The sequence below is a fragment of the Butyrivibrio sp. genome, from assembly GCF_017635265.1.
Classification (GTDB): domain Bacteria; phylum Bacillota; class Clostridia; order Lachnospirales; family Lachnospiraceae; genus Butyrivibrio.
Window position 1 is genome coordinate 43,205 of record NZ_JAGBLU010000031.1, and the last position, 26,016, is coordinate 69,220.

General features: G+C 38.4%; 26 protein-coding genes. 7 read left to right on the forward strand and 19 right to left on the reverse strand.

Features of this window, described 5'->3' with window-relative positions:
* Positions 1-135: 135 nt before the first annotated feature.
* Positions 136-1,134: a radical SAM/SPASM domain-containing protein gene (locus J6O61_RS04820; RefSeq protein ID WP_292210270.1), complete on the reverse strand. Its 999-nt coding sequence runs from the start codon at positions 1,132-1,134 to the stop codon at positions 136-138.
* 122 nt (positions 1,135-1,256) lie between these two features.
* On the opposite strand from J6O61_RS04820, the gene J6O61_RS04825 reads away from it, so the two are divergent.
* Together J6O61_RS04825 and J6O61_RS04830 are read left to right on the forward strand one after the other, a co-directional pair.
* Positions 1,257-2,189 carry a UbiA prenyltransferase family protein gene (locus tag J6O61_RS04825; protein WP_292210273.1) on the forward strand — a complete coding sequence of 311 codons (933 nt, stop codon included), beginning with the start codon at positions 1,257-1,259 and terminating at the stop codon, positions 2,187-2,189.
* Positions 2,190-2,196: 7 nt separating this feature from the next.
* Entirely contained in the window at positions 2,197-3,708 is a 1,512-nt protein-coding gene (locus J6O61_RS04830) for a glycosyltransferase family 39 protein (protein ID WP_292210276.1), read from the forward strand.
* 66 nt (positions 3,709-3,774) lie between these two features.
* Here the strand turns inward: J6O61_RS04830 and J6O61_RS04835 are convergent, their stop codons facing one another.
* The 6 genes from J6O61_RS04835 to pheA form a co-directional block, all read right to left on the reverse strand.
* Positions 3,775-4,593, reverse strand: coding sequence for a Cof-type HAD-IIB family hydrolase (locus J6O61_RS04835; RefSeq protein WP_292210279.1), 819 nt, complete (start codon positions 4,591-4,593; stop codon positions 3,775-3,777).
* Positions 4,594-4,599: 6 nt separating this feature from the next.
* A complete protein-coding gene (locus J6O61_RS04840; RefSeq protein ID WP_292210282.1) occupies positions 4,600-4,854 on the reverse strand; it encodes a glyoxalase in 255 nt (84 codons plus the stop codon).
* Between the two features lie 14 nt (positions 4,855-4,868).
* Positions 4,869-5,453 carry a Maf family protein gene (locus tag J6O61_RS04845; protein ID WP_292210285.1) on the reverse strand — a complete coding sequence of 195 codons (585 nt, stop codon included), beginning with the start codon at positions 5,451-5,453 and terminating at the stop codon, positions 4,869-4,871.
* 20 nt (positions 5,454-5,473) lie between these two features.
* On the reverse strand, positions 5,474-7,630 hold the full coding sequence (locus J6O61_RS04850; protein ID WP_292210287.1) for an RNA degradosome polyphosphate kinase: 2,157 nt from the start codon (positions 7,628-7,630) through the stop codon (positions 5,474-5,476).
* Positions 7,631-7,646: 16 nt separating this feature from the next.
* Positions 7,647-9,200, reverse strand: a complete 1,554-nt coding sequence (locus J6O61_RS04855) for a Ppx/GppA phosphatase family protein (protein WP_292210290.1) — start codon at positions 9,198-9,200, stop codon at positions 7,647-7,649.
* Positions 9,201-9,264: 64 nt separating this feature from the next.
* Complete coding sequence (gene pheA, locus J6O61_RS04860; RefSeq protein WP_292210293.1) at positions 9,265-10,395, reverse strand: prephenate dehydratase; 1,131 nt, start codon at positions 10,393-10,395, stop codon at positions 9,265-9,267.
* A gap of 117 nt (positions 10,396-10,512) precedes the next feature.
* On the opposite strand from pheA, the gene J6O61_RS04865 reads away from it, so the two are divergent.
* From J6O61_RS04865 to J6O61_RS04875, 3 genes are read left to right on the forward strand one after another with little or no spacing between them, the layout of a single operon-like run.
* Complete coding sequence (locus J6O61_RS04865; protein ID WP_292210296.1) at positions 10,513-11,514, forward strand: DUF5050 domain-containing protein; 1,002 nt, start codon at positions 10,513-10,515, stop codon at positions 11,512-11,514.
* 47 nt (positions 11,515-11,561) lie between these two features.
* The gene (gene pyrB, locus J6O61_RS04870; RefSeq protein ID WP_292210330.1) at positions 11,562-12,509 is read left to right on the forward strand and encodes an aspartate carbamoyltransferase; all 948 of its coding nucleotides are present in this window, start codon (positions 11,562-11,564) and stop codon (positions 12,507-12,509) included.
* Positions 12,510-12,552: 43 nt separating this feature from the next.
* The gene (locus tag J6O61_RS04875; protein ID WP_292210299.1) at positions 12,553-12,993 is read left to right on the forward strand and encodes an aspartate carbamoyltransferase regulatory subunit; all 441 of its coding nucleotides are present in this window, start codon (positions 12,553-12,555) and stop codon (positions 12,991-12,993) included.
* 49 nt (positions 12,994-13,042) lie between these two features.
* On the opposite strand, the gene J6O61_RS04880 is transcribed toward J6O61_RS04875, so the two are convergent.
* The 3 genes from J6O61_RS04880 to J6O61_RS04890 form a co-directional block, all read right to left on the reverse strand.
* On the reverse strand, positions 13,043-13,213 hold the full coding sequence (locus J6O61_RS04880; RefSeq protein WP_292210302.1) for a hypothetical protein: 171 nt from the start codon (positions 13,211-13,213) through the stop codon (positions 13,043-13,045).
* 272 nt (positions 13,214-13,485) lie between these two features.
* Positions 13,486-14,043 carry a CAP domain-containing protein gene (locus J6O61_RS04885; protein ID WP_292210305.1) on the reverse strand — a complete coding sequence of 186 codons (558 nt, stop codon included), beginning with the start codon at positions 14,041-14,043 and terminating at the stop codon, positions 13,486-13,488.
* Between the two features lie 134 nt (positions 14,044-14,177).
* Entirely contained in the window at positions 14,178-14,945 is a 768-nt protein-coding gene (locus J6O61_RS04890; protein ID WP_292210307.1) for a class B sortase, read from the reverse strand.
* A 105-nt stretch (positions 14,946-15,050) separates the two neighbouring features.
* Here J6O61_RS04890 and J6O61_RS04895 point away from each other — a divergent pair, with 105 nt between their 5' ends.
* Both J6O61_RS04895 and J6O61_RS04900 read left to right on the forward strand, forming a co-directional pair.
* Positions 15,051-15,977 carry a CPBP family intramembrane glutamic endopeptidase gene (locus J6O61_RS04895; protein ID WP_292210310.1) on the forward strand — a complete coding sequence of 309 codons (927 nt, stop codon included), beginning with the start codon at positions 15,051-15,053 and terminating at the stop codon, positions 15,975-15,977.
* 51 nt (positions 15,978-16,028) lie between these two features.
* Positions 16,029-17,336 carry a DNA polymerase Y family protein gene (locus J6O61_RS04900; protein WP_292210311.1) on the forward strand — a complete coding sequence of 436 codons (1,308 nt, stop codon included), beginning with the start codon at positions 16,029-16,031 and terminating at the stop codon, positions 17,334-17,336.
* Between the two features lie 16 nt (positions 17,337-17,352).
* Here the strand turns inward: J6O61_RS04900 and J6O61_RS04905 are convergent, their stop codons facing one another.
* The 9 genes from J6O61_RS04905 to J6O61_RS04945 form a co-directional block, all read right to left on the reverse strand.
* Positions 17,353-18,270: an RluA family pseudouridine synthase gene (locus J6O61_RS04905; protein WP_292210313.1), complete on the reverse strand. Its 918-nt coding sequence runs from the start codon at positions 18,268-18,270 to the stop codon at positions 17,353-17,355.
* A 41-nt stretch (positions 18,271-18,311) separates the two neighbouring features.
* Positions 18,312-18,560: a Fur family transcriptional regulator gene (locus J6O61_RS04910; RefSeq protein WP_292210315.1), complete on the reverse strand. Its 249-nt coding sequence runs from the start codon at positions 18,558-18,560 to the stop codon at positions 18,312-18,314.
* Positions 18,561-18,577: 17 nt separating this feature from the next.
* Entirely contained in the window at positions 18,578-18,943 is a 366-nt protein-coding gene (locus tag J6O61_RS04915; protein WP_292210317.1) for a heavy-metal-associated domain-containing protein, read from the reverse strand.
* A 104-nt stretch (positions 18,944-19,047) separates the two neighbouring features.
* Positions 19,048-19,209: a FeoB-associated Cys-rich membrane protein gene (locus J6O61_RS19560; RefSeq protein ID WP_292210320.1), complete on the reverse strand. Its 162-nt coding sequence runs from the start codon at positions 19,207-19,209 to the stop codon at positions 19,048-19,050.
* Between the two features lie 65 nt (positions 19,210-19,274).
* Positions 19,275-21,266, reverse strand: a complete 1,992-nt coding sequence (feoB, locus tag J6O61_RS04925) for a ferrous iron transporter B (protein ID WP_292210322.1) — start codon at positions 21,264-21,266, stop codon at positions 19,275-19,277.
* A 135-nt stretch (positions 21,267-21,401) separates the two neighbouring features.
* Positions 21,402-21,614, reverse strand: a complete 213-nt coding sequence (locus tag J6O61_RS04930; RefSeq protein ID WP_292210324.1) for a FeoA family protein — start codon at positions 21,612-21,614, stop codon at positions 21,402-21,404.
* 324 nt (positions 21,615-21,938) lie between these two features.
* Entirely contained in the window at positions 21,939-23,330 is a 1,392-nt protein-coding gene (locus J6O61_RS04935) for a PhoH family protein (protein WP_292210325.1), read from the reverse strand.
* 89 nt (positions 23,331-23,419) lie between these two features.
* Positions 23,420-25,063 carry a SulP family inorganic anion transporter gene (locus tag J6O61_RS04940; protein ID WP_292210327.1) on the reverse strand — a complete coding sequence of 548 codons (1,644 nt, stop codon included), beginning with the start codon at positions 25,061-25,063 and terminating at the stop codon, positions 23,420-23,422.
* Between the two features lie 192 nt (positions 25,064-25,255).
* Positions 25,256-25,711, reverse strand: a complete 456-nt coding sequence (locus J6O61_RS04945; RefSeq protein WP_292210329.1) for a C-GCAxxG-C-C family protein — start codon at positions 25,709-25,711, stop codon at positions 25,256-25,258.
* Between the last annotated feature and the right edge of the window lie 305 nt (positions 25,712-26,016).

Sequence of the window (26,016 nt, forward strand, 5' to 3'; positions counted from 1 at the left end):
TTTTTTACTCCCCTCTGTAACTTTGGCAATTTAAACTATTAAAGCACATTTTTACTTTCAATGTCAATAATATAAGAATTGTCTCCATAAAGCAAAAAGACACTACGCGCCGGGTGTACATAGTGTCTTTTATAATTATTCATCTTTACCGATTTTCATTCGTTCATGACCGCCTAGTTTATTGGCAGCTTCCTGATTGCCGGATAAAATAGCCTTAACAAGATGCATTCTAAATCCTGCATCAATAAAATCGCAGTGCTTGCAGAATGGATAATTCTGTCTTCCTGCAGCTATATCCCTTCTGACTTTCTGAAGTGCTTCACTTCCCCATGCTTCTTTAAGGCTGATCTTTGTAAGGTCGCCAAAGTTTGTTGTTTCAAAATTGTCACAACAGCAAAGTCCCATCTTTCCGTTAGGCATGATCCACATGTCTGTAAACGGAAGAAGACATGTTTCCTTTATGACTTTTCTGGTTTCTTTTTTGTTTGGGGCACTTCCGGCTCTGTTAGTAAGCACTTCGTGAAGATATCTCATCTGAATCTGTATATCCAGATTTTTAAACTCATCAGGATTGGCAGTCACATAGTCATAAACCTCCTGAATACTCTTGTGAAGCTTCATCTCCATTGAATAGTTGTTAATAATAAGCTGGTCAATATAAGGAGCAACTGCTTTAAGCTTATCAACAGTTAAAATAAGCCCGTTTGTAGACATAAAAATAAAGCAGTCAGGAAGCTTTTCTCTGGCATATTTATGTCTTTCCACTATCTTAGTATCAAGCCAGGGTTCATTGTTGCCATAAAGAGTGAGATGTCCTTTGTAGCCCCAATCGGCAAGCTGATCGATAATACTCTTATATAGCTCATCAGAAATTTTTGCCAGTGGTCTGCATTCAGCGTTAACATTAGCTGTGCAGAAGGCACAAGTCGAATTGCATCTGTTGATTGTCTCTATATTTACAACATTGGGCATCGGAATTTCTTTGGCATTAAGGAAGTAATCACAATACTCCTTTTGCGACTTGCTTCTGGTAAAGAACTGCATTTTAAGATATGCGCTGCTGGCAAGCATAGGAAACTTTTTCCTTGCTACCCATCCGAATTTACCCATGAAACTATTTATCTTAATTGACATAAAAAATCATCCCCTACATATCACTACTATTTTTAAAGTCCGTGTATGATAATAGCATTCTTTAATCCAATATGCTATAATATTTTAGTTAATTTATAAAAAAAGATTAGTTAGGGGAAGACATGAAAAAATACATCAAAATTGCAAGATTAGATCATTGGATCAAACAATTTTTTATTATGCCGGGTATAGCAGTAGCCCTGCTGCTGACAGATATCAGGATTACTGAGCTTAGCCTGTTGAAGCTCCTTTTGGGATTCTTTGGAACATGTTTTATCGCAAGTGCCAATTATGTAATCAACGAATGGCTTGACGCACCTTACGATAAATATCATCCGGTTAAAAAGAACAGACCTGTAGTTACAGAGAATATGCAGCTTAAGTGGGTTTTAGTCGAGTATGCTATTTTAGCGGTTTTTGGTCTTTTACTCTCATTTCTTGTTAATAAACTCTTCCTTATTACAGCTGCAGTTCTTTTAATCATGGGAATAATCTACAATGTAGAGCCGATTAGAAGTAAGGACATAGTGTATTTCGATGTCATTTCCGAATCCATCAACAATATGCTTCGTCTTCTCATGGGATGGTTTATAGTTACATCTGATTCCATTCCGCCTTCAAGCATCCTTATTGGTTATTGGATGGCCGGTGCATACCTTATGGCTACCAAGAGATTTTCAGAGTACAGAATGATCGGCAATCCCGAAATTGCAGGTTTGTACCGCAAATCTTTCGTAAAATACACAGAGAAAAAGCTTTTGGCATCATCAATCTTTTACGCTTTATCATCAACATTTTGCCTTGGCGTTTTTCTTATAAAGTATAGAATCGAATACCTGCTTTGTATTCCATTCATTTTCCTGCTTTTTGCTTATTATTCAGCAATGTCACTTGATAATGACTCTGCTGCCCAAAAGCCCGAAAAGCTCTATAAAGAAAAAAAGCTTATGCTTCTCGTACTTCTTATAATTGTTTTATTTATCATTTGTACTTTCTGTTCTTTTGACTTTTTAAAGCCACTTACATCAAGTGCACTTATTAAACTTGAGGTATAAACGTTCAATGAACCTTAGATATTTTGCAAAAAAACATTTTGAAGCCATTTGGTGCATCATTACAAGTTTTTTAGTTTTAACCTTTACCACCAGATCATCATTTCTTTTTCCTTACAATAACTGGGATGATGTGAACAGCTATTTCACAATGGGAAAAGGAATGATGAATGGGCTGGTTATTTATAGGGACCTTTACGATCAGAAAGGTCCTTTTCTTTATTTTCTTTACGGCATCGGGTATCTTCTCAGTCATAATAGCTTTCTGGGAATATTTTTCTTCGAGATAATAGCCGGATTTCTCTTTTTATTTTTTGCCTTTAAGGTTATAAAAAGACACAGTTGCACTACTGTAGCTATTGTGTTTATCCCTTTACTGGCCTGTGCAGTATACTCATCAAGAAGCTTCTATTGGGGCGGCGCTGCTGAAGAGTTCTGTCTTCCGGCTCTTTCCTATACTCTTTATATTCTTGATATTTTCATGCATCCGCAAAATGAAAAAGAATCTGAACTGATATCAGATTCAAAGACATATTTTACCATCGGAGTTTTAACAGGAATTGTTGCTTTAGTAAAATACACCATGATGGGCTTTTTCTTCTCTTTTGCCGTGATTTCAATATGTATTATCATTTCCAAAAAAGGCTTATTTGAAGTATTAAAAAAAGCTCTGTTCTTTCTTTTGGGAATCGCCACTCCAATCATTCCTTGGCTAATATACTTCGGGGTTAACGGTGCTCTGGATGACTGGTACAGATGCTATATTTACAATAATCTCTTTTTCTACAGCAATATAACGGGCAATTCCATAGGTCTTTATGATAAATTCTATAAACTTGCCAAATTGCAATACTGGCTGACACTAGATAATCTGGAATACTTTATATGGATAATAGCAGCCTTTATATTGGCGCTGTTTTTAGAAAAGCATTTCGCAAAAAAAATAGCATACATTTTTATGTATGCTTCAACCTTTTTGGTTATATTCTACGGGGGAGGAACACTACCTTACTACTCTATTCCTCTTACAGTATTTACAATACCGGGAGCTGCCTATCTATCTGAATTAATACAAAAAAAGGTCTATCCAAGACATAACAAAGAAATAGTATGGTGTAATGCAGCTGTTCTGATTCTGTCAATATCTGTTGTATTTGCAAAGTATAATTGCCTTAGCACAGATTATTTTCTGACAAGCAAAAATGACCACTGGCTTACAAGAATGGCCACACAGATCACTGGAGCTCCCGATACTACTCTTTTAAATGTTGGATGCCTTGACGTAGGACTTTACACCATAACCGGCATTGTACCAACCTGTGAATACTTCCAGACAAACGGTATTGCTCTTCCCACAATGTTTGATGAGCAGCAGCGCTATATTGATGAAGGAATTACGGAATACGTCATTGCAGGAGAAATGGAGCCAAACGGCATATATCAGCATTATGAACTGATTGACAGCGTATCGTTTTTTGATAACTCCTATGATCAAGTTTATTACCTATACAAAAAGAAATAATAACAATAAAAGCACATGAGATTAATAATAATGCATCTCATGTGCTCTTTTTCAATTAAGACTACCTCATATTGCATTCAATATAAACTCTGCAAGACCGTCGTGATCATTGTCAAGCCGCGTTATCACGTCAGCACTTTTTTTGGTGGCTTCAGTACCATTTATCATGGCTATTCCACAGCCTGCTGCCTCAATCATAGAAATATCATTCTGTTCATCACCGGCAGCATAGGTATTTCTTATATCTATGCCAAGATAATCTGCAAGCCTTTTTACTGCGCTTCCTTTTCCGGCATCTGACGGAAAAATTTCCAGATAATACGGATTGGAATATAAAAGAGTAAGCTTATCCCCTGCCATCTCCTGAAGTGCCATTCTGAATTTCTCATGCTTTTCATGATCATGAAGTTCTATAGCAATCATTTTAGATGGCGGAGTAGGCAACTCCTTCATAATGTCATCGGTAACTACTAAAGGAGTTTTGATAACTCTCCTGTAATACTCCATGCATTCGCCGTTTTTTTTGCTTACAATATTATTTTCGTTGTAAGTGTGACAGTGTACATCAAACTTTTCCGAAAGTTCTATTATGCGAGGCACCAGTTCAAGAGGTACCCCTGTTTTGTACACGTATTTTTCATCATCTACACTGTATATCTCAGTTCCGTTAGAACCGCATAAAAAACTGCCCTTAAAGTCAAGATGCAACCCCTGATAGACAGCTTTTGCACTGTCTATCGCTCTTCCGGTGTTTATACAAAAGTGATTCCCTGCATCAGTAAACTTTTTAAGGGCATTCATAGTCTTTTCAGAAATTTTCTTTTCGCTTGTAAGAAGTGTCCCATCAAGATCAAAGAAAAAAATCTTAGAACAAGATCCTGCCATTTTTACTCAAGCCTCAACAATCAGAAATCTACCGTCACCAATATCAAAAACTTCATCTGCTTCAAGCACATTGGCGCCTTCAGTGTCAACTCCGGCCTCTTCAAAGTACTCTTCTACTTCGTCAGGTCCGTCAACAACCACAGCCATACAGTCCTCTAAAAAAGCTTCCGCTTCCTCAGTTGTCTCCGCAACATCCTCAGGAAAAAGCTGTCCCTGATTCTCCAAAAAACATCTTAGAACTGCATCATCATACTCGTGCATAACAACCTCCAAAATTACAATAAACTTTTATTCTTTAATTCCTTATAGAGTCTGGCAATCGGAAGTCCCACTACATTGTAATAGTCACCATTTATACCTTGTATATAGATAGCAAAAAGCCCCTGAATACCATATGCTCCTGCCTTGTCATCAGGCTCACCTGTATTTACGTAAGCTCTAATCTCTTCAGGTGTCATATCATTCACATAGACCTTGGTTTCTTCATAGAAAGTAAAATAATCTGCCTTATCTCCTGTCCTGTAATAAACAGTTACACCTGTATACACCTCATGAGCATTGCCTTGAAGACTTTCAAGCATTTTTCTTGCGTCTTCCCTATCCTTTGGTTTACCAAGTACTCTATGGTTATATGATACGACGGTGTCTGCACCTATTACAACTATGTCGCCTAAGCTATCCGTTAAATTTTTGTGAAAAATCTCTGAAGCTTTTTGGAAAGAAAGCTCCTTTGCTATCTCTCCGGGTTCCTTCGCAGTTGTTATTTCTTCTGAAACCGCAGGAATAATTTCAAATTCAGGTACCACCTTTCCAAGTAATTCTTTTCTTCTTGGTGACCCTGACGCTAAAATGTAATGCATAAATCAAACTATCCTATCTGTTAAATTTTCATTTCCGGTGTGAATACCCTTGAGTTTTGTGGATTTCCCACCTTTCCCAAAGATGCAGCCTCATCACCGAATATCTTCTGGGAATTGATCCTCTCTTCAGAAGATGAAGAGCTTTCTTTTACCTTTTCAAAATCGCCCCTACTGTTCATGACATGCGCTTTTTCATTGTCCCTAAGCTCCAGATCAAGAATATGCCATACCTTTTTCCTAAGCTTTTCATTTTCAATCGGGAAAAGAATTTCCACTCTTCTTTCAAGGTTTCTGGGCATCCAGTCTGCGCTGCTTGCGTAGTATTCAGGATTCCCGCCATTTTCAAAGTAAAAAATCCGGCTGTGTTCAAGGAAATTACCTACAATAGACCTTACTGTAATATTATCCGATATTCCGGGAATTCCGGTCCTTATGCAGCATATTCCTCTGACGATTAAGTCTATTTTTACCCCCATACTGCTGGCTCTGTAGAGCTCTGCAATTACATCCTTGTGACAGATTGAGTTCATCTTGGCAATGATTCTGGCAGGTTCTCCGCTTAGTGCATGTTCTTCTTCTCTCTTAATAAGATCCAGTATTCTGTCCTTAAGCCAAAGTGGTGCAAGAGAAAGCTTATTCCATCCAAGTGGTTCCGAATACCCCGAAAGCATATTAAATACGGCCGTTGCATCTTCACCAAATGCCGGCGCGCACGTAAAGAGCCCCACATCCGTATACTGTTTGGCTGTAGAATCATTATAGTTACCTGTTGCAAGATGAACATAACGTTTTATTCCGTCATCTTCTCTTCTTACCACAAGAGTAATCTTACAATGAGTTTTTAATCCAACAAGTCCGTATATAACATGGCAGCCTGCTTTTTCAAGCATCTTTGCCCATACAATGTTATTTTCTTCGTCAAACCTTGCTTTCAGTTCCACGAGAACCGTAACCTGTTTTCCATTATCAGCTGCTTTTGCAAGAGCAGCTATTATTGGTGAATTACCGCTTACTCTGTAAAGAGTCTGCTTAATTGCAAGAACCTGCGGATCAACAGCTGCGTTCTCAACAAACTTTACAACATTTTCAAATGTCTCGTAAGGATGATGCATAAGCACATCACCTTCTCTTATGACTTCGAAAATATCTTTATCCTTTGAGAACTCAGGTACAGGCTGCGGCGGTTTATACCCATGTTCTTTCAGTGCCTCAAAGCCTTCCAGCTTGTACATTTTCATAAGAAATGTGAGATCCAAAGGACCGTTTATGGTATATATATCATTTCTGTCAACTCCGAGATCTTCAACAATATAATCAAGGAGCTTTTTGTCTATATTTGATCCAACTTCAAGCCTTATAGCCTGTCCCCACTGCCTGAGTTTAAGCTGCTTTTCAATTTCTTTTAAAAGGTCTTCCGCTTCATCCTCATCAATGGACAGATCTGCGTTTCTACCTACTCTGTAAGGTGCACTCGTAACAACATCATAATTCAGAAACAGCTTGTCAACTTTGTCCTCTATAAGCTGTTCAAGAAGAACGACCTTTCTGAAATTGTTACTTCCTTCCGTATATGGAATCTCAATTATCCTTGGCAGCACATCCGGAACCTGAACTGTCGCAAAATCAATTTCCTCTTTGCCCTGCTTTTTTTTCAAAAGAGCTGCTATGTTGAGTGTCTTGTTTCTGATAAGCGGAAAAGGTCTTGAGGAATCAACCGCCATAGGAGTCAGAACAGGAAATACATATTCCTCAAAATATCTGTCTATATATGCTTTGTCAGCACCTTTCAAGTCTGAAGGAGCACATATCTTAAGCCCGTTTTCCAAAAGCAGCGGCAAAAGCTCCTCATTATATATTTCATATTGCCTGTCAACAAATTCATGCACAGCGTAAAGAACCTTATCAAGCTGTTCCTGAGCCGTCAGACCAGCAATATCACGCTTTTGATATCCTGCATTTATCATATCCTTAAGAGAAGCAACTCTAACCATAAAGAACTCATCAAGGTTACTGGCAGAAATGCTAAGAAACTTAAGTCTTTCAAAAAGAGGATTATTTTGATCCTCCGCCTCTGACATGACTCTTTTGTTAAAATCAATCCAACTAAGTTCTCTGTTTATATAATACTTGGGATTTTCAAAATCTTTTTTTTCTTTATCCTTTATCTTTTTTGCCATAGTCCCCTCACTATCATCAAAGCATTATTTTTTGTCTGATAACAGGCATTACGCCAAATACTTCCTCGAAAAAACCTGCCCTGTTGCCAAACATTCCCTTTTCCAGAGTCGTATCCGCCATAGTATCCACGTTGATTATAAGTTTCTTTTCCTTAAGTGTTACAGTAACATCCTTAAATTTCTGCTTATGCGTCCTGTCAAGCCCGTTTGCAACTCTCATTATCGCAGTAAGCTTTGTCATTCTCAGATAATCTTCTCTTGAAAAGTCCTTATAATATCCGCTTCCGCCGTTGTAATACTCAAATTCCTCATGGTTGAATCTGACGACATTTGCCACTATTGCTCTTTCTATATGAGACAGCCCTATGATTTCAGTGGACATTATTATGTTATAACAGCAATCTCCAAGGTAAACGAGGCTTATATACTTTCCGCAATCATGAAGAATCGTTGCAATATTTAAAAGAAGCCTGTCTCTTTTGGTAAGTCCATGAAGCTGAGTAGTGCTGTCAAAAATAGTAAGTGCTATTTTCTGAAGTGTTTCTCTTCTTGACTTACTTCCCAGAAATCTTTTTGATATATTCTGTGAACACGCGATAATATCCTGCTCAAAGTCATGGGGCGATTTAATATAGTTCTTTCTGTCGGCATACTCATAAGCAATTCCATCACATAAGGTTATTCCGGGAGCCCATATATTTTCTGCCTTTGTTATCTCTAAAATACATCCCATAAGAGCACCGGAAACATATAAAAGAGGCACGTTGTCTTCAGGAATGGTAAGGAGCTTTGCAACCTGCTGATCACTTAAGCTCTCACCTTTTTCCAGATATTTCCTGAATTCTTTTCCTGTAACACTTCCACAGTCGTCTCCCTTTTTTCCATGTCTAATCTTCTGTATACTTGGAGAAACATAATCATCAATAAGGATGATATTCTCGATCTTTTTATCCTTCATGTGCATTTTGGCAAAGACCTGAAGCTGTGAATTAACAAGCTCCGAAATAAGCTTACTGTACCTTGCCCTTGTAGCCTGAACCTGCTTCATGGCAGTATGCAAACGGAGAACACCCATTTTCAGATTCTGTGTTGCAAACAGAGTATCCTTTTCAAAAAGAGAAATCTGTATACTTCCGCCGCCTATATCAACTATTGCTGTAGGCCGTGATATAACTTCTTCAAACTGATCATATTTTAAAGCGATGGATTTATAATCAAGAAACCTCTGTTCAGAGTTACTAAGTATATCAATGTGAATTCCTGTTCTTTGCTCGATAAGGTCTCTGACAATCAAAATGTCTTTGGTTTCTCTCATGGCGCTGGTGCCATATGCCTGATAATGCGTAACACCATAGCTTTTCATTATCTTTTTATACTCAGACAAAATCCTTATCATCTCATCCACATGAGCAGAGGAAATATGCCCTGAAGCATAGGTTTCACTTCCAATGTCCATCCTGTGTCTGATATAATCCAGTTCATGGACGCCTCTGTCCATTGACAGTTCAAATATCTTAAGTGCTATTTCATAAGATCCCACATCTACTGCTGCAAAAACTTCACCCATCATAAGAAAAACACCTCTTCAAATTAGGAACTGTAGTAAAATGTTCAAGTTATTTCGCTATAATTCCTTAGTAATTGCCCAGAATTCTCAGCATTTTTGCTTCTTCGCGAAGACCTCTTAAAGCGTTTTTAACTGCGCTGTCGGAAAGATTGCCTTCAAAATCAATAAAAAATCTGTATTCCCAGTTTCTGTCCTCAATCGGACGAGATTCTATTTTGCTCATATTAAGGTCATTGTATATAAAATGAGACATCAAATGATAAAGAGCTCCCGCTTCATGCGGAATTTCCATTATAAGGCTGACCTTTTTGGCATCCTTACAAAAAATCTTCTGGTTTGTTACAATTATAAATCTTGTGGAATTGGAATCTGCCTGATTTACGCCTCTTTGAAGTACTTCGAGTCCATATACGGCCGCAGCTCCTTCGCTTGCAATAGCAGCCTGAGTTATATCTTTATCCTCAGCTACCTTCCCCGCAGCAAAAGCATTGTTCTTCATACTTATCTGTCTGATATCACTATGTTCCTGCAAAAATCTCGCGCTCTGCATAAGTGACTGAGGATGAGAATAGATTGTTTTGATATCACTGATCTTCGCCCCCGGAATTCCCAAAAGGCAATGCTTTATCTCAATAATCTGTTCTCCCACAATATAATGCTCATATTCCGCCAAAAGATCATATATTTCACTTACAATGCCTGCTGTAGAATTTTCAATGGGAAGAACCGCAAAATCACAGCTTCCGTCTTCCAAAACAGCCATCGCATCCCTAAACGTCTCAACTGAAATAGAATTGACATCATCTCCAAAAAAAGTTTTCATAGCCATTTCCGAATATGATCCCGCAGCTCCCTGATAGCATACACGGGAGTTCTTTTTATCAATACCGTCAATCTGCATAAACGGAAGCTTACCTGATGCTCCCGCATCCGATAGTTTTTGATACTGAAGCTTTCTGCTCATCGACATAAGCTGTGAAAAGAGCTCCTCAACCCCAACTTTATTAAAGTCAGAATGAGCAAGTGCCTTAACTGATTTTAACTTAGCCTCTTCCCTTTCCTTGTCGAAAACCTTTTTTCCATTAGCAATCTTGTAGTCTGCAACCTTTGATGCAATATCCATTCTCTTTTCAAAGAGCTCTACAATCTGCTTGTCTACTGTGTCAATTTCACTTCTAAGTTCTTTTAAATCGATCATTTCCCCGGTCTCCATTTAGCTGCATTTATGATATAAATTTTAGAACAATTAAGGCTTGATAGCAAGAAATAACGCGCATATAATGGTTTTAGGGTATAAAACTTAAGGGGTCATATAATGAGAAAAAGAACAATTCTGGTTATTTCTATAATTGTTTTATTAGTTGTGGGCATGATTGCTGTTTACATCAATGAACAGATTATTCCAATGTCTCCTTCTGATACCGGTAACTTGGCCGGCAATCTTCATAATAACGGATATTTTTTTGAGATGGATGACAAGGTTTACTTTGCCAATCCCTATGACAATTACTGTCTTTATTCCATGAATCTTGATGAGTCAAAACCAAAAAGACTTACCAGCATGGGAGTTAAGTACATCAGCGGTGCAAATGATCTTTTGTACTTTTACATGGATTCCACTTCTGTCGGCAAGGGTATAAGCGGACTTGGAAATGCCACCAATCAGTACGGAATCTACAGATGCAAAACAAACGGCGGAAACCAGACCTGTCTTTTACGTGATTTTTGCGGTCAGCTCCAGCTGTGTGGCGAATATCTGTATTATCAGGTAAAAACCGATAATTCCCTAAATAAGATTCGTGTAGATAAAAAGGACAAGTCTCTTGTGGCAAATGAAATGATATCTCCTGTCTGCTACGATAACGGAATAATCTACTACACAGGTGTAAATTCAGACCACAATCTTCACGCCATGTACACTCAAAATGGCGATGCTACAACAATCGTTCTTCCGGGATACTGCTTCTTTCCTGTAGTTCAGTATGGATATGTATATTATTTAAATGGAGAATCCAATTACAGTCTGTGGAGAGCCAATCTTTATTCCGGCGAAGCTGAACTTATTACCACAGACAGAGTTGACTGTTTTTCTTTAAATGACAGTCACATCTACTACTCCTATTCAAGCGAAGACGCACCTGCCCTTCGCAGATGTGATCTGGACGGTTCAAATAAAATCGATCTGTACAGCGGAAATGTTAACAGCATAAATTTAACATCACGTTTTGTATATTTTAAGGTTTACGGACAGGACGATGTGATGTATCATATGCCTTTGGATGGATCTGCACCTGCTTCTTTATTCATTGTCGATTAAGCAGGCAAGGTTACAAATATAATATATGAGGAGACGGTATGAATAATATTAGGCACATGATGAATCCTCTTGACTTCTCGGTAGAAGAACTAGAGGCGCTATTCGATGTAGCTGGTGACATCGAAAGGAACATGGATAAATACGCACATAAGTGCGATGGAAAGATTTTAGCCACCTGTTTCTATGAACCAAGTACCAGAACAAGACTTAGTTTTGAAACCGCTATGTTACGACTTGGAGGTAAATGCCTTGGATTTGCAGATGCCGGTAATTCTTCGGCAGCTAAAGGCGAAAGTGTTTCTGACACGATACGTGTTATTTCCTGTTTTGCAGATATATGTGCAATGCGTCATCCCAAAGAAGGGGCTCCAATGGTCGCAGCTTCTAAATCTCTTATTCCTGTTATCAACGCAGGTGATGGTGGTCATCAACATCCTACACAGACACTCACAGATTTATTGACAATCAGATCTTTATACGGAAGTCTTAACAATTTTACTATCGGACTTTGTGGCGACCTTAAATTTGGTCGAACAGTTCACTCTCTTATAAATGCCCTGACAAGATACAGCGGCATACATTTCATTTTCATTTCTCCCAATGAATTAAAAGTTCCGGACTACATAACAGAAATGCTTGATTCCAAGGGCATAACATACGAAGAAGTAATAAGACTTGAAGATGTAATGCCTCGTCTTGATTTCCTGTACATGACAAGAGTTCAGAAGGAAAGATTCTTTAACGAGGAAGACTACATAAGACTTAAGAATTTCTATATACTGGATAAAGAGAAAATGGCTCTTGCCAAGGAAAAGATGTATATTCTCCATCCTCTTCCACGTGTAAATGAAATATCCGTAGAAATAGATTCTGACGAAAGAGCCGCCTATTTTAAGCAGGTTCAATATGGTCTATACGTGAGAATGGCACTTATATTAACCCTTCTTGATATGACGGATGCTCACATGAACCGGGGGCTGCTCAGAAAATTCTAATATGCTATCGCTCAATAACAATCTTTTTTGAAAGAGGTAAAAAATGTTAAATATCGGAAAAATTGAAGAAGGCTTTGTGCTTGACCACATTCAGGCCGGCAAAAGCATGCAGATATATAAGCACCTGGGCCTTGAAAAAATGGATTCTACCGTTGCTATTATAAAGAATGCCAAAAGCAAAGTAATGGGCAAAAAAGACATCTTAAAAGTCGAATGTGACATTGATTCACTGGATCTTGACGTACTTGCGTTCATCGACCATAACATTACCGTTAATGTAATAAAAGATGGCGCAATCATAGAAAAAAGATCTCTTGTACTCCCAAAAGAGATTACAGGTGTCATCAAATGTCACAACCCAAGATGCATCTCATCTATTGAACAGGAGCTTCCACAGATTTTCTATCTTGCAGATGAGAAAAAAGAAATTTATCGCTGTAAATACTGTGATGAGAAATATTCTGAAGTAGCAGTATCAAAATAAATATAAAGAAAAATCCAGGGAGCTGATCCCTGGATTTTATCGATCCTATTCATTTAATATAGCCGTTTTGCCTGTAGTAAATGTCATCCCCATGTTTTACTCTGCGTCTTTCCTCATTTCTGAGCATTTCCTGCATGTAAGGATTATCATTTGCCCCGGATACTGAAATAGGTGTTGTCTCCTTGTTTACATAGATATCTTTTGATGATTGTCCAAACATAATAGTGTACCTCCCTCATGAGAATATTATACCACATCATTGTTGTGCAAACATCTTCGCCATACCTCCAGGCTCGGAACATTCGTTCCTCGCTGGAGCGGCATTATATACGGATATTAAGCGACGGATTTCTCCGCTTCACTCCCGAAATCCTAAACGCCATTCGGAATCCGCACTATTCGTGCTACTTCCTCATGGTGTTTGTTCGTCAAAGTATAAAAAAGCACAGTACACTTGCAAGCAAGCACTGTGCTTTTTATACTTTTCCTCGCTTAATATCCAAACTCTTGAGCCCAGTACCAGCTTCCGTCACCGGTCTGACATATTGCTATTCCAACAGTCTTGTATCCGCTGTCCATAATGTTGGCGGCATGGGTTGGCGAATTCATCCATGCTGCATAAACGCTGTCAGCTGACTGATAAAGCTTTGCAAGATTTTCACCGTACTGAACACTGCTATCTACTGTCCAGAATGCTGAGCCGTCAGGTCTTGTGTGTGAGAAAGATGTTGTAATCTCATTGGCACGAACCTGAGCTGCATTTGTAAGAGCATCGCTCCAGATAAGAGCTGCAAGTCCCTGCGCTGCTCTCTGCTGATTCATAAGATTAAAAACAGCTGAACATGCATCAATCGCTGCCTGACTTGATGCAGCCGATCCTGCAAGAGCTATTGCTTCATCATCAATATAAATCTCGCCTTCACCTTCATGAATTCCTCTGGTTGCAGCCTGATCATCAATTACGCCATCCTTAACGGCTCCACAGGCTACAAATGTCAAAGCAAGAACGCCGGCCACAAATACGGCAATAAATTTATTGATCTTTTTCATAAACACTCTCCTGTGTATACTAATCCATATTTCTAATTTAATGTTAACGTAACATCATGGTTTGTTCAATGAAATATGGATGATTTTTTCGTAAAACTAAAATAAAGATTCACTTTTTGGGATTACTGTAGAAATTATTTTTCCCACCCGTTTACTTTCAGAGAATGAACAACAAATCGCTGCTTCCCTCCCGTTTTTCCGCTACAGGTTGAAAGAGTCAGGATACTGTTTCCACTATCAAGATCAACATCGGTTGGAATCTTATAAGCTGAATGAGTCTGAATAAAAGAGATAAAATCTTTATATCCGTCAAGGTCAGAAACAACTGTGTATGCCTCACTTCCCACAGTTGTTATGTAGTAGGCAAAAACCTTGTACTGATAAACATAATCCCTTGTGTAGATATATACGTAGGGATCTTCTTCCAAAAGAGTCTCATTGCCCGGCTGGTACAAGGTCTTAAGCTTTCCGAACATGGATTTATCTTTCATATTATGACCAAAGATAATATCATGATATCCCTTAAACTCCGGATCACTTAGCACATCCTCAAAAATGCATCCGGCCTTGTTATCCTGAAGATCAAATGTCTTATAAAGATACTCATCTATCTCAGATTCTTTTACCACGGGATAACTTATATCAAGACACGGAAAATAAACCCACGCTGTAATATCAGGATTTATTTCCTCAAGTTTATTAAAATTGATAGAAAGAAGAGGATAATCTACTATCTCCGCTTCATCTTCCGGAGTGTATGTTACCGCAATACTCCTTATCTCATCATATTCGTCAGAAGCCTCTTTGTACTCATTCTGATCGATATATATCATTATTCCTTCGTAAATAATAATTATGAAACATATTATAATTGCTGCGATTCTTATTATTTTTTTTGCCATTGTAATCTCCCCTTCATCAGATTTCTATTATAAAACATTTGCATGCGCTAAACAAATATACGATAATTATATGTGTTATGAAAAACTTTTTATGAGGAGAAAAAGATGTCTGAAAATAATGAAGGTAAATTAAAAAAATTCTTCAAAAGCTATCATACCGAGAACTTTAAATGGAACGACTTTTTAATAGTCCCACTATTTTTATCATTACTACTCCTGACATTAGGACAGCTTGTAGGTGACCTTATTATTAATGCAACATTTCCAAAGTTATTTAACGATAACGTGACAGATTATATCATTTTTTTTGCAATGTACTTTTCATTTATAGGTATATGGGTTGTAGCTTTGCTGTATTTTCTTACTCCCGGCAACAGGCCAATGTTTGGTGCAATATGGAAAAAATGTAAGGGAAACACTTTAAAAAACCTTGGCATCGGCCTTCTTATCGGCTTTGGAACAAACGCTTTTTGCATCCTTTGCGCAGTATTAAACAAAGATATTTTCCTCTACTACTCAGGAGAAAATTTTTTGGCCATACTAGGGATTTTTATTGCTGTATTTATTCAGTCTTCCGCAGAAGAGCTTATATGCAGAGGATTCCTTTATCAAAGATTAAGACGTGGTTATAAGAATCCTCTTGTAGCTATCATTGGAAACAGTGTTCTTTTCGCATTACTGCACATATTTAATCCGGGTGTGGAGCCAATTGCAATTGTTTCAATTGTGGTAGTCGGAATCTTATATTCACTTCTTGTCTACTACTTCGACAGTATATGGATGCCAATGGCAATTCATGCAGGATGGAACTTTACGCAGAGCATTTTCTTTGGTCTGCCAAACAGTGGAATAGTTTCTAAGTTCTCCATATTTAAAATGGACGCCGCCTCTGCCAAGGATAGTTTTGCATACAGCACAAGCTTTGGAGTAGAAGCAACGATTCTTGCTGTAGCCGTAAATATCTTGTGCTGTCTGATTATTTTTTACCTGGGCAGGAAAAATAATAAAAAGCCAACTGATATCTGGAACTGATTTTCATCCAAGACCATTGCGCCGAACTTTTGTTCGGCGTATTATATTTATATGGATATTTTTAATCAATCAGAAAATAAAAAAATAATATTTCATATAGATGTCAATTCTGCATTTCTATCCTGGTCAGCTCTTAAAAAGCTTGAGGAAGAGCCGGGAAGCATAGATCTCAGAACAATTCCTTCAGCCGTTGGCGGTGATGTAAATTCAAGACACGGCATCATTACAGCCAAGTCAATCCCTGCCAAAAAATATGGAATTGTCACCGGGGAACCTGTAATAAAAGCGCTACAAAAATGTCCCAAACTTGTTATGGTTCCTTCTGACTTTACAACCTACAGACGCTACTCTCATGCTTTTATAGATATTCTGAAAAAATACTCACCTCTTGTTGAGCAGGTCTCAATTGATGAAGCCTATGTGGATTTTACCGGCACCAAAAATCTTTACGGCCATCTGGAAACAAGTGATCATCCTTTCCCACTATCTATTGCCTATGCCATAAAGAATGAGGTTAAGAATAGTCTGGGCTTTACTGTTAATGTAGGTATCTCAAACAATAAGCTTTTAGCCAAAATGGCAAGTGATTTTCAAAAGCCTGACAAGGTTCACACTCTTTTTCCCGATGAAGTTCCGGATAAAATGTGGCCTCTTCCTATAAGAGATCTGTATGGATGCGGCAAGGCCACAGCTGAAAGACTTGAAAGTATAGGCATAAGGACAATAGGTGATGCTGCAAACAGCGAATTGTCATTTTTGTGTAGCTTTCTCGGAGAAAATGGCGGAAAATATATTTTTGCAAGTGCAAATGGGATTGGAAACGACATAGTTTCAAATGATTACGACGATGCTAAAAGTTATTCCAATGAAACCACACTCTCTTACGACTTGAATGCGGATAATTACGACAAAGATATCGAGGGTATCCTTAAATGGCTGTCAGAAAGCGTTTCACGAAGACTTAAAAGAGACAATGTTTACGGAAAAACTGTGACAGTCAGTGTAAAAACAGGTAATTTCAAAAGGCATTCCTGCCAGATGGGACTTGAAAGTTCAATTAATGATGCCGATAAACTCCTTAAATATGCAAAAGAGCTTGCTGACAAGCTTCTTCTTGGAGATAATGGTCTTTTTATCAAAGGCGAAGTTATAAGACTTGTAGGAGTCGGAGTAAGCAAGCTGGATGACGGAAGTTTTCATCAGCTTAATCTCTTCGATGATTACATTCCTCAATCTTCCGGAATGATAAAAGAATCCGCAATATCCCGGGAAAAGCGAAAAAAACTTGATGAAATGACACAAAAACTTGAGGCAGCTTACGGAAAAGACATAATAAAAAAAGGCATAAAGAAAAAATGAAGAATAGTCATTTAGATTATTCTTCATTTTCTATTACAGTTTTCATATCATCAGGCATCTTGGCTGAAAAGAAAAGGCTTTTTTCTGAAACAGGCTGTAAAAACGAAAGTGAACACGCATGGAGTGCTGCTCGTTTCATCCCATGACTGTTTTCTATTTTCCTGCCATAAAGGCTGTCTCCCAAAAGAGGATGACCTATATATGACATATGTACTCTTATCTGATGAGTTCTGCCTGTATCAAGTTTTAATCTCACCAAAGCAAAATCTTTGAACTGTTTTTCAACAGAATAATGAGTGACCGCTCTCTTTCCATCAGCTCTTACTTCTCTTACCATCTTCTCCCTGGGATTTTCCCAAATTGGCTCATCTATCGTTCCGTTTTGCTCTTCAAAAACTCCTGTACACAGCGCCAGATACTCTTTTCTTCTGGACAAATCCCTGCACTGACCTGATAAAAGAGATGCACTGTACCTGTTTTTGGCAAAAATAACAAGTCCCGAGGTTTCCCTGTCAAGTCTTCCAATCACTCTTATTACGTGGTTCTGCCCGGTTCTTTTATAATATCCCATTAAAGCATTGCTAAGGGAATCCGTGAAATGACAATATGACGGGTGCACTACCATATCCCCCGGCTTATTTACCACAATAATATCCTCATCCTCATATACTATTTCAACCGGATCATCACCGGGAACAATTTCAGATGTATTATCCGTATCTTCATATACTCTGATAAAAAGTTCCTTACCGGGCTCTATTTCATCAATAAGCCTGACTGCTTTGCCATCACACATTACTCCGTCGTCAAAGAGTTTGCACCTTGTCATCTCTCTGCTTGAGAGTTTTAACTTATCTCGCATAATGTCTCCGGCACACATTTTTCCATCTTCTTTTTTTAACTTATAACTTATTTCTCTAAAGCTCTTTTCCATAGGTAGCATTATAACAAAAAAAGAATAACAGGCAAAACCTGTTATTCACAATTTTCACTGTTTATTTCAATCATATCGATTCTGTTTATAACTCCAATATCTTCAAGAACTCTTATCATCCTATAGACAGTAGCCATTCCTACGCTATTGTCTTTTGCCATAACTTTATAATATATGTCCTTGCAGGAAGAATGATCGTTTCCCATGATAACGTCAACTATAAGTTTTCTTTGTTTGGTAATACGGCAACCGTTTTGTTTAAGCCTATCGATAACCTGCTCACTGCTCATACTACTTTTCCCCTTCCTCAAAGCGCCTCCACGCTCAAAACTTCATAGCCAGCCTTAGTTATGGTATCACGAATAAGACTTTCAGGAATCTCCTTGTATAATGAAACATATGCTATTTTTTCAGATAACTTAACCTTTGCCACTACCCCGTCAAGTTCATCTAATCTTTTTTCAACTCTTGCTTTGCAATTATCACAATGCATGCCATCAATCTGTACTTTAAGCTTTGATACAGGTTTTCCGGCAATTCTCTTTTTGGGAGCTTTTTCTTTTGGTCCTCCACAGCAGGATCCTTCGCCTTTCATATGCGTAACAGTGCCCTTTATAGCAGGAATAAGGATTACTGCAATTACCAAAATAATAATTAAATTGGAAATGTTCAAAACATCACCTCCAACAAGACTAAATACAAATCCGGTCCTGATAATATGAGACAGTACACTAATGCCTTGTCAAACAGATAAGACATTAGTGTACAATCATTTAATCACTGTTTTTGAGTTAAGGAGCTACATGCCTTTGCCTTAGCGCAATTTCCCGCCATTGGACACCCTATACAATGTGTGCCCTTCTTCTTTTCTTTGTAAATGTAACGAATAGCCAGTCCAACGCAAAGCAAAATTATTATTGATACAATAATATCTACCATAATAACTCCTAACTCTGTTACCTTTTAGTTAATAAACGGTAACTTTTATTCTGTACAGATGATAATCAGCCAAGCTTATACTCAAGTACCATCTGTTTCTGATTTCTCTTGATAATATATCCGATAATAGCTGCAAATACCAATACTGCAACAAGTCCGCCTACAAAACCTGCTCCAAAAGATCCTGTTGTAATAAGTGTACCAATCTGGTATACAAGGAATCCAACTGTAAATCCTGTTGCAAGCTGAAGTCCAATAGCTCCCCAGAGCCATTTAGCTGACTTCATTTCTGAGTTCATGGCACCAAGTGCTGCAAAGCATGGTGGTGTATATAAGTTAAACATAAGATATGCTAAAGCTGCAACCTTTGTAATTCCCATTACTGCTGCAACTGCATTTCCCTCACCGATAAGTTCAAGTTCTTCTGTATCGATAAGGTTAGAAATTGCAAATACTGTAGCGATTGTACCAACAACGTTCTCTTTTGCAATAAATCCTGTGATAGCTGCTGCTGCAAGCTGCCAGCTGACAACACCGACAACAGGAACAAGAAGATAAGCAAATGGTCCTGCTACACCGGCAAGAATTGATGTTCCTTCCATTCCCTCTTCTACAGGCTGGAATGAGAAGTTAAATGTCTGCATGATCTGTACAACTGTGTTACAAACAAGAATAACTGTTCCTGCCTTTACGATATAAGCCTTACCTCTTTCAAGCATAGACTTAAGAGCAAATGTAAGACTTGGAACCTTATACTCAGGAAGCTCGATAATGAAGAATGACTTTCTGTACTTCATGCCTGTTACAGCCTTAATAAGAAGTGCTCCCAAAAGAATAAGAAGAATACCTACCATATAGCAGATAAAGCTTACCCATTTTGATTCAGGGAAGAATGCACCTGCAAAAAGAGCAATAACAGGAAGCTTTGCACCACAAGGCATGAATGTTGCAAGCATTGCTGTTGAACGTCTTTCTCTCTCATTTCTGATTGTTCTGCAAGCCATGATAGCCGGGATACCGCAGCCGGTTCCGATGATCATAGGAATAACAGACTTTCCTGAAAGACCTACTCTCTTGAAAATAGGATCAAGAACTACTGTAGCTCTTGACATATAACCGCAATCCTCTAAAAGAGCAATGAGGAAATACATAACCATTACAAGTGGAAGGAAACCTACTACGGCACCAACACCACCGATAATACCATCAACTAAAAGTGCATAGAGAAGTGGATTGGCATCTGCCATAGCTTCTCCAACCCATCCCTGGAAGGTCTCAATCCATCCGGCAAGAATATCTGCAAGCCATGTTCCTACTGTTGTCTGTGAAATGTAGAATACAAGCCACATAATAGCTGCAAATACAACAATTCCGATTACAGGATGTGTAATTATATTATCAATTGTATCGCCAAAGTTCTTGTCTTTTGTAAGAACCTTACGATTCTCAACTTCTTCAACAATCTTGTTAACGAAATCAAAACGCTTTCTATCTGCTTCTTCTACAACTGCCTTATCATGAAGATCAATGTTACCTTCTGAATATGGAGCTTTCTGTCCCTTTCCTTCAAGCTCAGCAGCAGCCTTAATTACATCTTTAAGACCTGTTTCTGAAGTTGCTACTGTATTGATTACAGGGCAACCAAGCTTTTCTGATAAAGCTTTAGCATCAATCTTGTTACCCTTTTTATCATTAGAGTCTGTCTTGTTAAGAGCAACAACTACAGGAATACCAAGTTCCAAAAGCTGAGTTGTAAAGAACAAGCTTCTGCTAAGATTTGTTGCATCTACAATGTTAATGATTGCATCAGGATGCTCATTTTTTACATAACCGCTTGTAATACTCTCCTCAGATGTAAATGGTGACATTGAATATGCACCCGGAAGGTCTACAGCGATAAGCTCCTTGTCCCCATCATAGAAGCTCTTCTTAATAGGACTCTCCTTCCTGTCAACAGTAACGCCCGCCCAGTTACCTATCTTTTCATTACGACCGGTGAGAGCATTGTACATGGTAGTTTTTCCACTGTTTGGATTACCAGCCATTGCGATTCTCATTAATTTTTCCTCCTGAAATTAACTCATTATTTGTATTTTCAGGGATGCAACTTTCGATGCATCCGAGTTAACATAGTTACTTGTGGCTAACAGGCCTATAAAAAAAATTTCTTTTTTTATTTTTATCACTTGCGATCAGATTTTAATCGCTTCTGCAAGTTCCGGATCAATGTTGTATCTGGCATCCTTAATTGCAACTACAAGGTTTCTCTTTTTATCAACTACTGTTATCTTCTCACCACTGTAGCAGCCAAGGGAAAAGAGAAAACTCTTCATCTCTTCATCATTGCCAGTATCAACGTCCGTAATCAGGTACTCCTGACCAAGTACTGCTTCATTTAATGTCATATCCGACTCCTTTAACGTTACCAATTGCTAACCGCATGTTAGTTTATTCTAACTGAAATATTTTGTCAACAACAGGTTTTGCACAATGTATTATTTATATTCATATTGAAAATTATAACAATTTATGTTAGCTATAGCTAACTTCTTTTTGTATAATATCTTTGTTGATAAATAATGTCAATAAGCCATTGATAAACTTTTCATAAAAGAAAGCAAGAAGGCTGCGATAAAAAGATCTATCTTTTTATCACAGCCTCTTACAAATATACAGATATATTTTTATTTTTGCTTATTTCGCAGGTATAAAATCACCATATCTTTTTATCAAAAATACTTCTTATCTTTCATACGCTCAATGGCATCCATCGCAAGCTTACTTCTCTCACACTCAGCTGCAGAAAGAGAAATCTGCCATGTAAAAGGACTTCCCTTCATGTGCTCTGATGCATACGATAATCCATTGGTTCTCTCATCCAGGAAAGGTCTGTCTATCTGATTAGGATCTCCAAGAAGAATAATCTTGGTGTCCTTGCCTGCTCTCGTTATGATACCCTTTGCCTGAGTAGGTGTCATGTTCTGAGCCTCGTCAATTATCAGATAAGTCTTTAAAATAGATCTTCCTCTGATGAAATTCAAAGCTTCACACTGAACTATTCCCCTTTCAAACACCTCATCAGTCTTCCCCTGAAGCTCTTTTTCATCCTTATATCTCTCTTCCTCATTGGAATCAATAAGCTGTTCAAGGTTATCAATAATAGGTCTCATAAGTGGTGATATCTTTTCCTGCTCATCACCGGGGAGGAATCCAATATCATCATCAAACTGTGAATTGGGCCTGCATACAAGGATTCTTCTATACTCTCCGGTTGGGCGGTTGATCATTTTTTCAAGACCGACAGCCAGCGAATAGAATGTCTTGGCTGTACCTGCCATACCTTTTACTATAACCAGCGGTGCTACTTCTGCAGGCTGCATAAGCGCTTCCTGAAGAAAATACTGTCCGGCATTTCTGGGTTTTACGCCATAAGGCTGACTTTTTTCATATTCAAGCTTTTTGATAAAGCCCTGTGAAACTCTGCCCATCTGAGTCTTATTAGTAGACTGATCAGCTCTGATAATGACAAACTCATTTTCAAAAAGCTCCGGAATATATTGATTACCGGCATCATCACAGCAATATACTTTATCAACAGGGATGCCCTTCTTTTTGAAATCTTTAAACACTTCCTCCGGAGCAAATACAGAAATACGCCCACTGTACTGCTCCCCATGATCTGCAACCTGTTCCGTGGTGAAGTCCTCTGACTTAATATTAAGAAGCTGTGCCTTAATACGCATCAGAATATCCTTGGTAACCAGTATTACCTGAAATTCGGATACTTCACTAAGTCCCTTACATACTTTAAGAATACGGTTATCAGACTTATAATCTGCCATATCCTTGGGAAGTTCCACATCCTTAAAGTTCTTCTCAACTCTGAGAACTCCTCCATTGTCTAGCTCTACACCTGCAACCAGATCGCCTGATCCTCGAATCTGATCGAGAATTCTGATTGCTTCTCGTACATTCGCTCCTCTCTCGCCCTCATCTCTCTTGTGGGCGTCAAGCTCTTCTAATACTACCAGCGGAAGAACCACCTCGTTATCATCAAAACACTTTAAGGCGTGTGGTGCCTGAATCAAAACGTTGGTGTCCAGTACGTAGATCTTCTTCATGCGTAGATCCCCCTCTATTAGTATGACTTATATTGTAATTATACCATATATTGTGTTTGAGGGATATGCAATGAAATATTTCACACAACTCAAATTTCAGCTGCTCTCTTTAATGCATCATCAATATGAGGTTTAAAGTTTTCTCTTCCCACAAGGTCTACAAAACCACCTTTTTCCATGGTATTCATAGGCTGTTCATTAACATGTGAAAAAACAAGCTGAACTCCACTGGCCTTGCATTTTTCGTAGAGCTGTTCAAGTGAATGCATAGCTGTTGCATCAATTGCAGGTACACCACGCATACGAATAACAAGAGCTCTTGTAAAATCCTTAAAGCTTATGGATGCAATCTGCTCTGCATCACCAAAGAACATAGGGCCTGATATCTCATATACTCTGACATGCTTGGGAACATCCTTAAGTCCGGGACCGTCAGGATCATCTTCAGGGTCATAGTATTTCCATCCACGAACTCTTGATTCTTCGCTCATTCTCTTCATAAAAAGGACACAAGCTGCAATCATTCCAACTTCAATTGCTACAACAAGGTCAAATACAACAGTAAGAATAAATGTTGTTACGAGTACTATAATATCGCTCTTTGGAGCTGTCTTACACAAGTGGATGAATGTTTTGTACTGACACATATTATAAGCGACCATAAAAAGAATGGATGCAATTGTGGGCATAGGAATAAGTGCAGCAAGGGGCATAAGAACCACAAGTACAAGCACAAGACAAACTGCATGGATCATACCTGCAATAGGAGTTCTTCCACCATTTTTAATGTTGGCTGCTGTTCTGGCAATAGCACCTGTCGCAGGAATACCACCAAATAATGCAGAACCGATATTACCAACTCCCTGAGCCACAAGTTCCATGTTGGATCTGTGCTTACTATTAATCATACTGTCAGCTACAACACAAGACAAAAGTGATTCTATCGCAGCAAGAATTGCTATAGTAAATCCATCTCCGGCAACCGACTGAATTGTCTTAAAACTAAGAGCCGGCATATGAGGAACCGGTAGCTTTCCACTTATCTCATAAAGATCCCCGATCGTATTAACATGAAGACCTCCGAATTTAACAATAAGAATACCAAATATTACTGCAATAAGTGATCCCGGAATCTTCTGATTAACTTTAGGCCATACAATCTGAATCACCAGACACAGAAGTCCTACTATGAGCGCCTGATAATTAAATGTTCCAATATTTTTAACAACTGCTTCTACCTTATCAACAGTCTCAACAGTTGCTGTTCCGGCAGGGTATGTAAGCCCCAAAAAGTCTTTTATCTGACCTATTGCGATAGTTACTGCTATACCGGCGGTAAATCCTGTTGTAATAGTATAGGGAATAAATTTGATAAGAGAGCCAAGTCTGAATACTCCCATTAAAATAAGTAAAATTCCTGCAAAAATAGTTGCAAGGGCAAGACCATCCATTCCTTTAGTTGCAACGATTCCTGCAACGATAGTGGCAAATGCGGCTGTGGGGCCTGCAATCTGAACTCTGCTGCCACCAAGGAATGAAATAATAAATCCGGCAACAATCGCCGTGTACAGACCTTCCTGTGGTCCAACACCTGAAGCAAGAGCAAGTGCAATTGAAAGGGGAAGTGCTATGATAGCAACTATGATTCCCGCAACAAGATCAGTTGCAAACTGCTTGCCATTGTAACCCTTAAGGGCCGTAAATAACATGGGTTTTAATTTTTCGTTTTCCATAATCTCCTCACCTGAATAAATAAACTAAAAAATACCAAGAATTATAATACAACAACTAAAGCAATAAGCAAGCAGAAAATGTATTACTTCTACTATTAAATGTCGCTTATTATTATGCAGAATATATGGCGATATTTAATGACCTTATAACCTGTTCCCAATCGGCTTATAAGGTGAAAGTTTCAGCGGTGCTCAGTTCAGGGGATTTTCAAGTATATACTGCTCAAGAATTTCAGCAGCATCTCCTATTATCTCCACACAGGGGCGCTTTTTGTAATACTCATTGGTACGCGCTTCCGGAGTCGGAACATCATGACGAACACTTAACCCTAACATTTCCCGACAGATTATTGTTCCATGTTTTTCCTCGAATCTGTGTGCCAGCTCTTGTATTCTGGCATAATGGTCAGCTTTTATCTCCCCGGTTTCCGGTCCATCATAACCATATAAAAGACCTGCTATCATAAATATTCCACTTACACTGCCGCATACTTCACGAAGTCTTCCCATTCCTCCGCCAAAGGATGAAGCCATTTTAGAAAGCGTACACTTATCAACAGGCAGCAGGTCTTCAAATGCCAGTACAATTGACTGTGCGCAGTTATATCCTTTAAAAAAATTATCCATTGCTATTTCTCTTCTGGTCATATCTGTAATCTCCTATTTAGCTTATATATTTTTCTACTCTTTTGTGTTTTTGTAGTGCAGAAGCTCCCAGAAAGGCTTCCGCTACTATAATTGCAGCCAAAAATATCACTATCAGTAATTGTACCATTTTGTATTTATTTGTTTAATAAATAAAGATAAATTCCATAAAAAAGTGCCTGCGGCACCTCAACTCCCCTGCCCCTCACTCATGAGGGGTTAGGGTTGTTTTTTGCCCTAAATCCTTCATAATGATATCTATGAAACGTAATACACTACAGGAACTGTTCCGAGATCACTATGAAGAA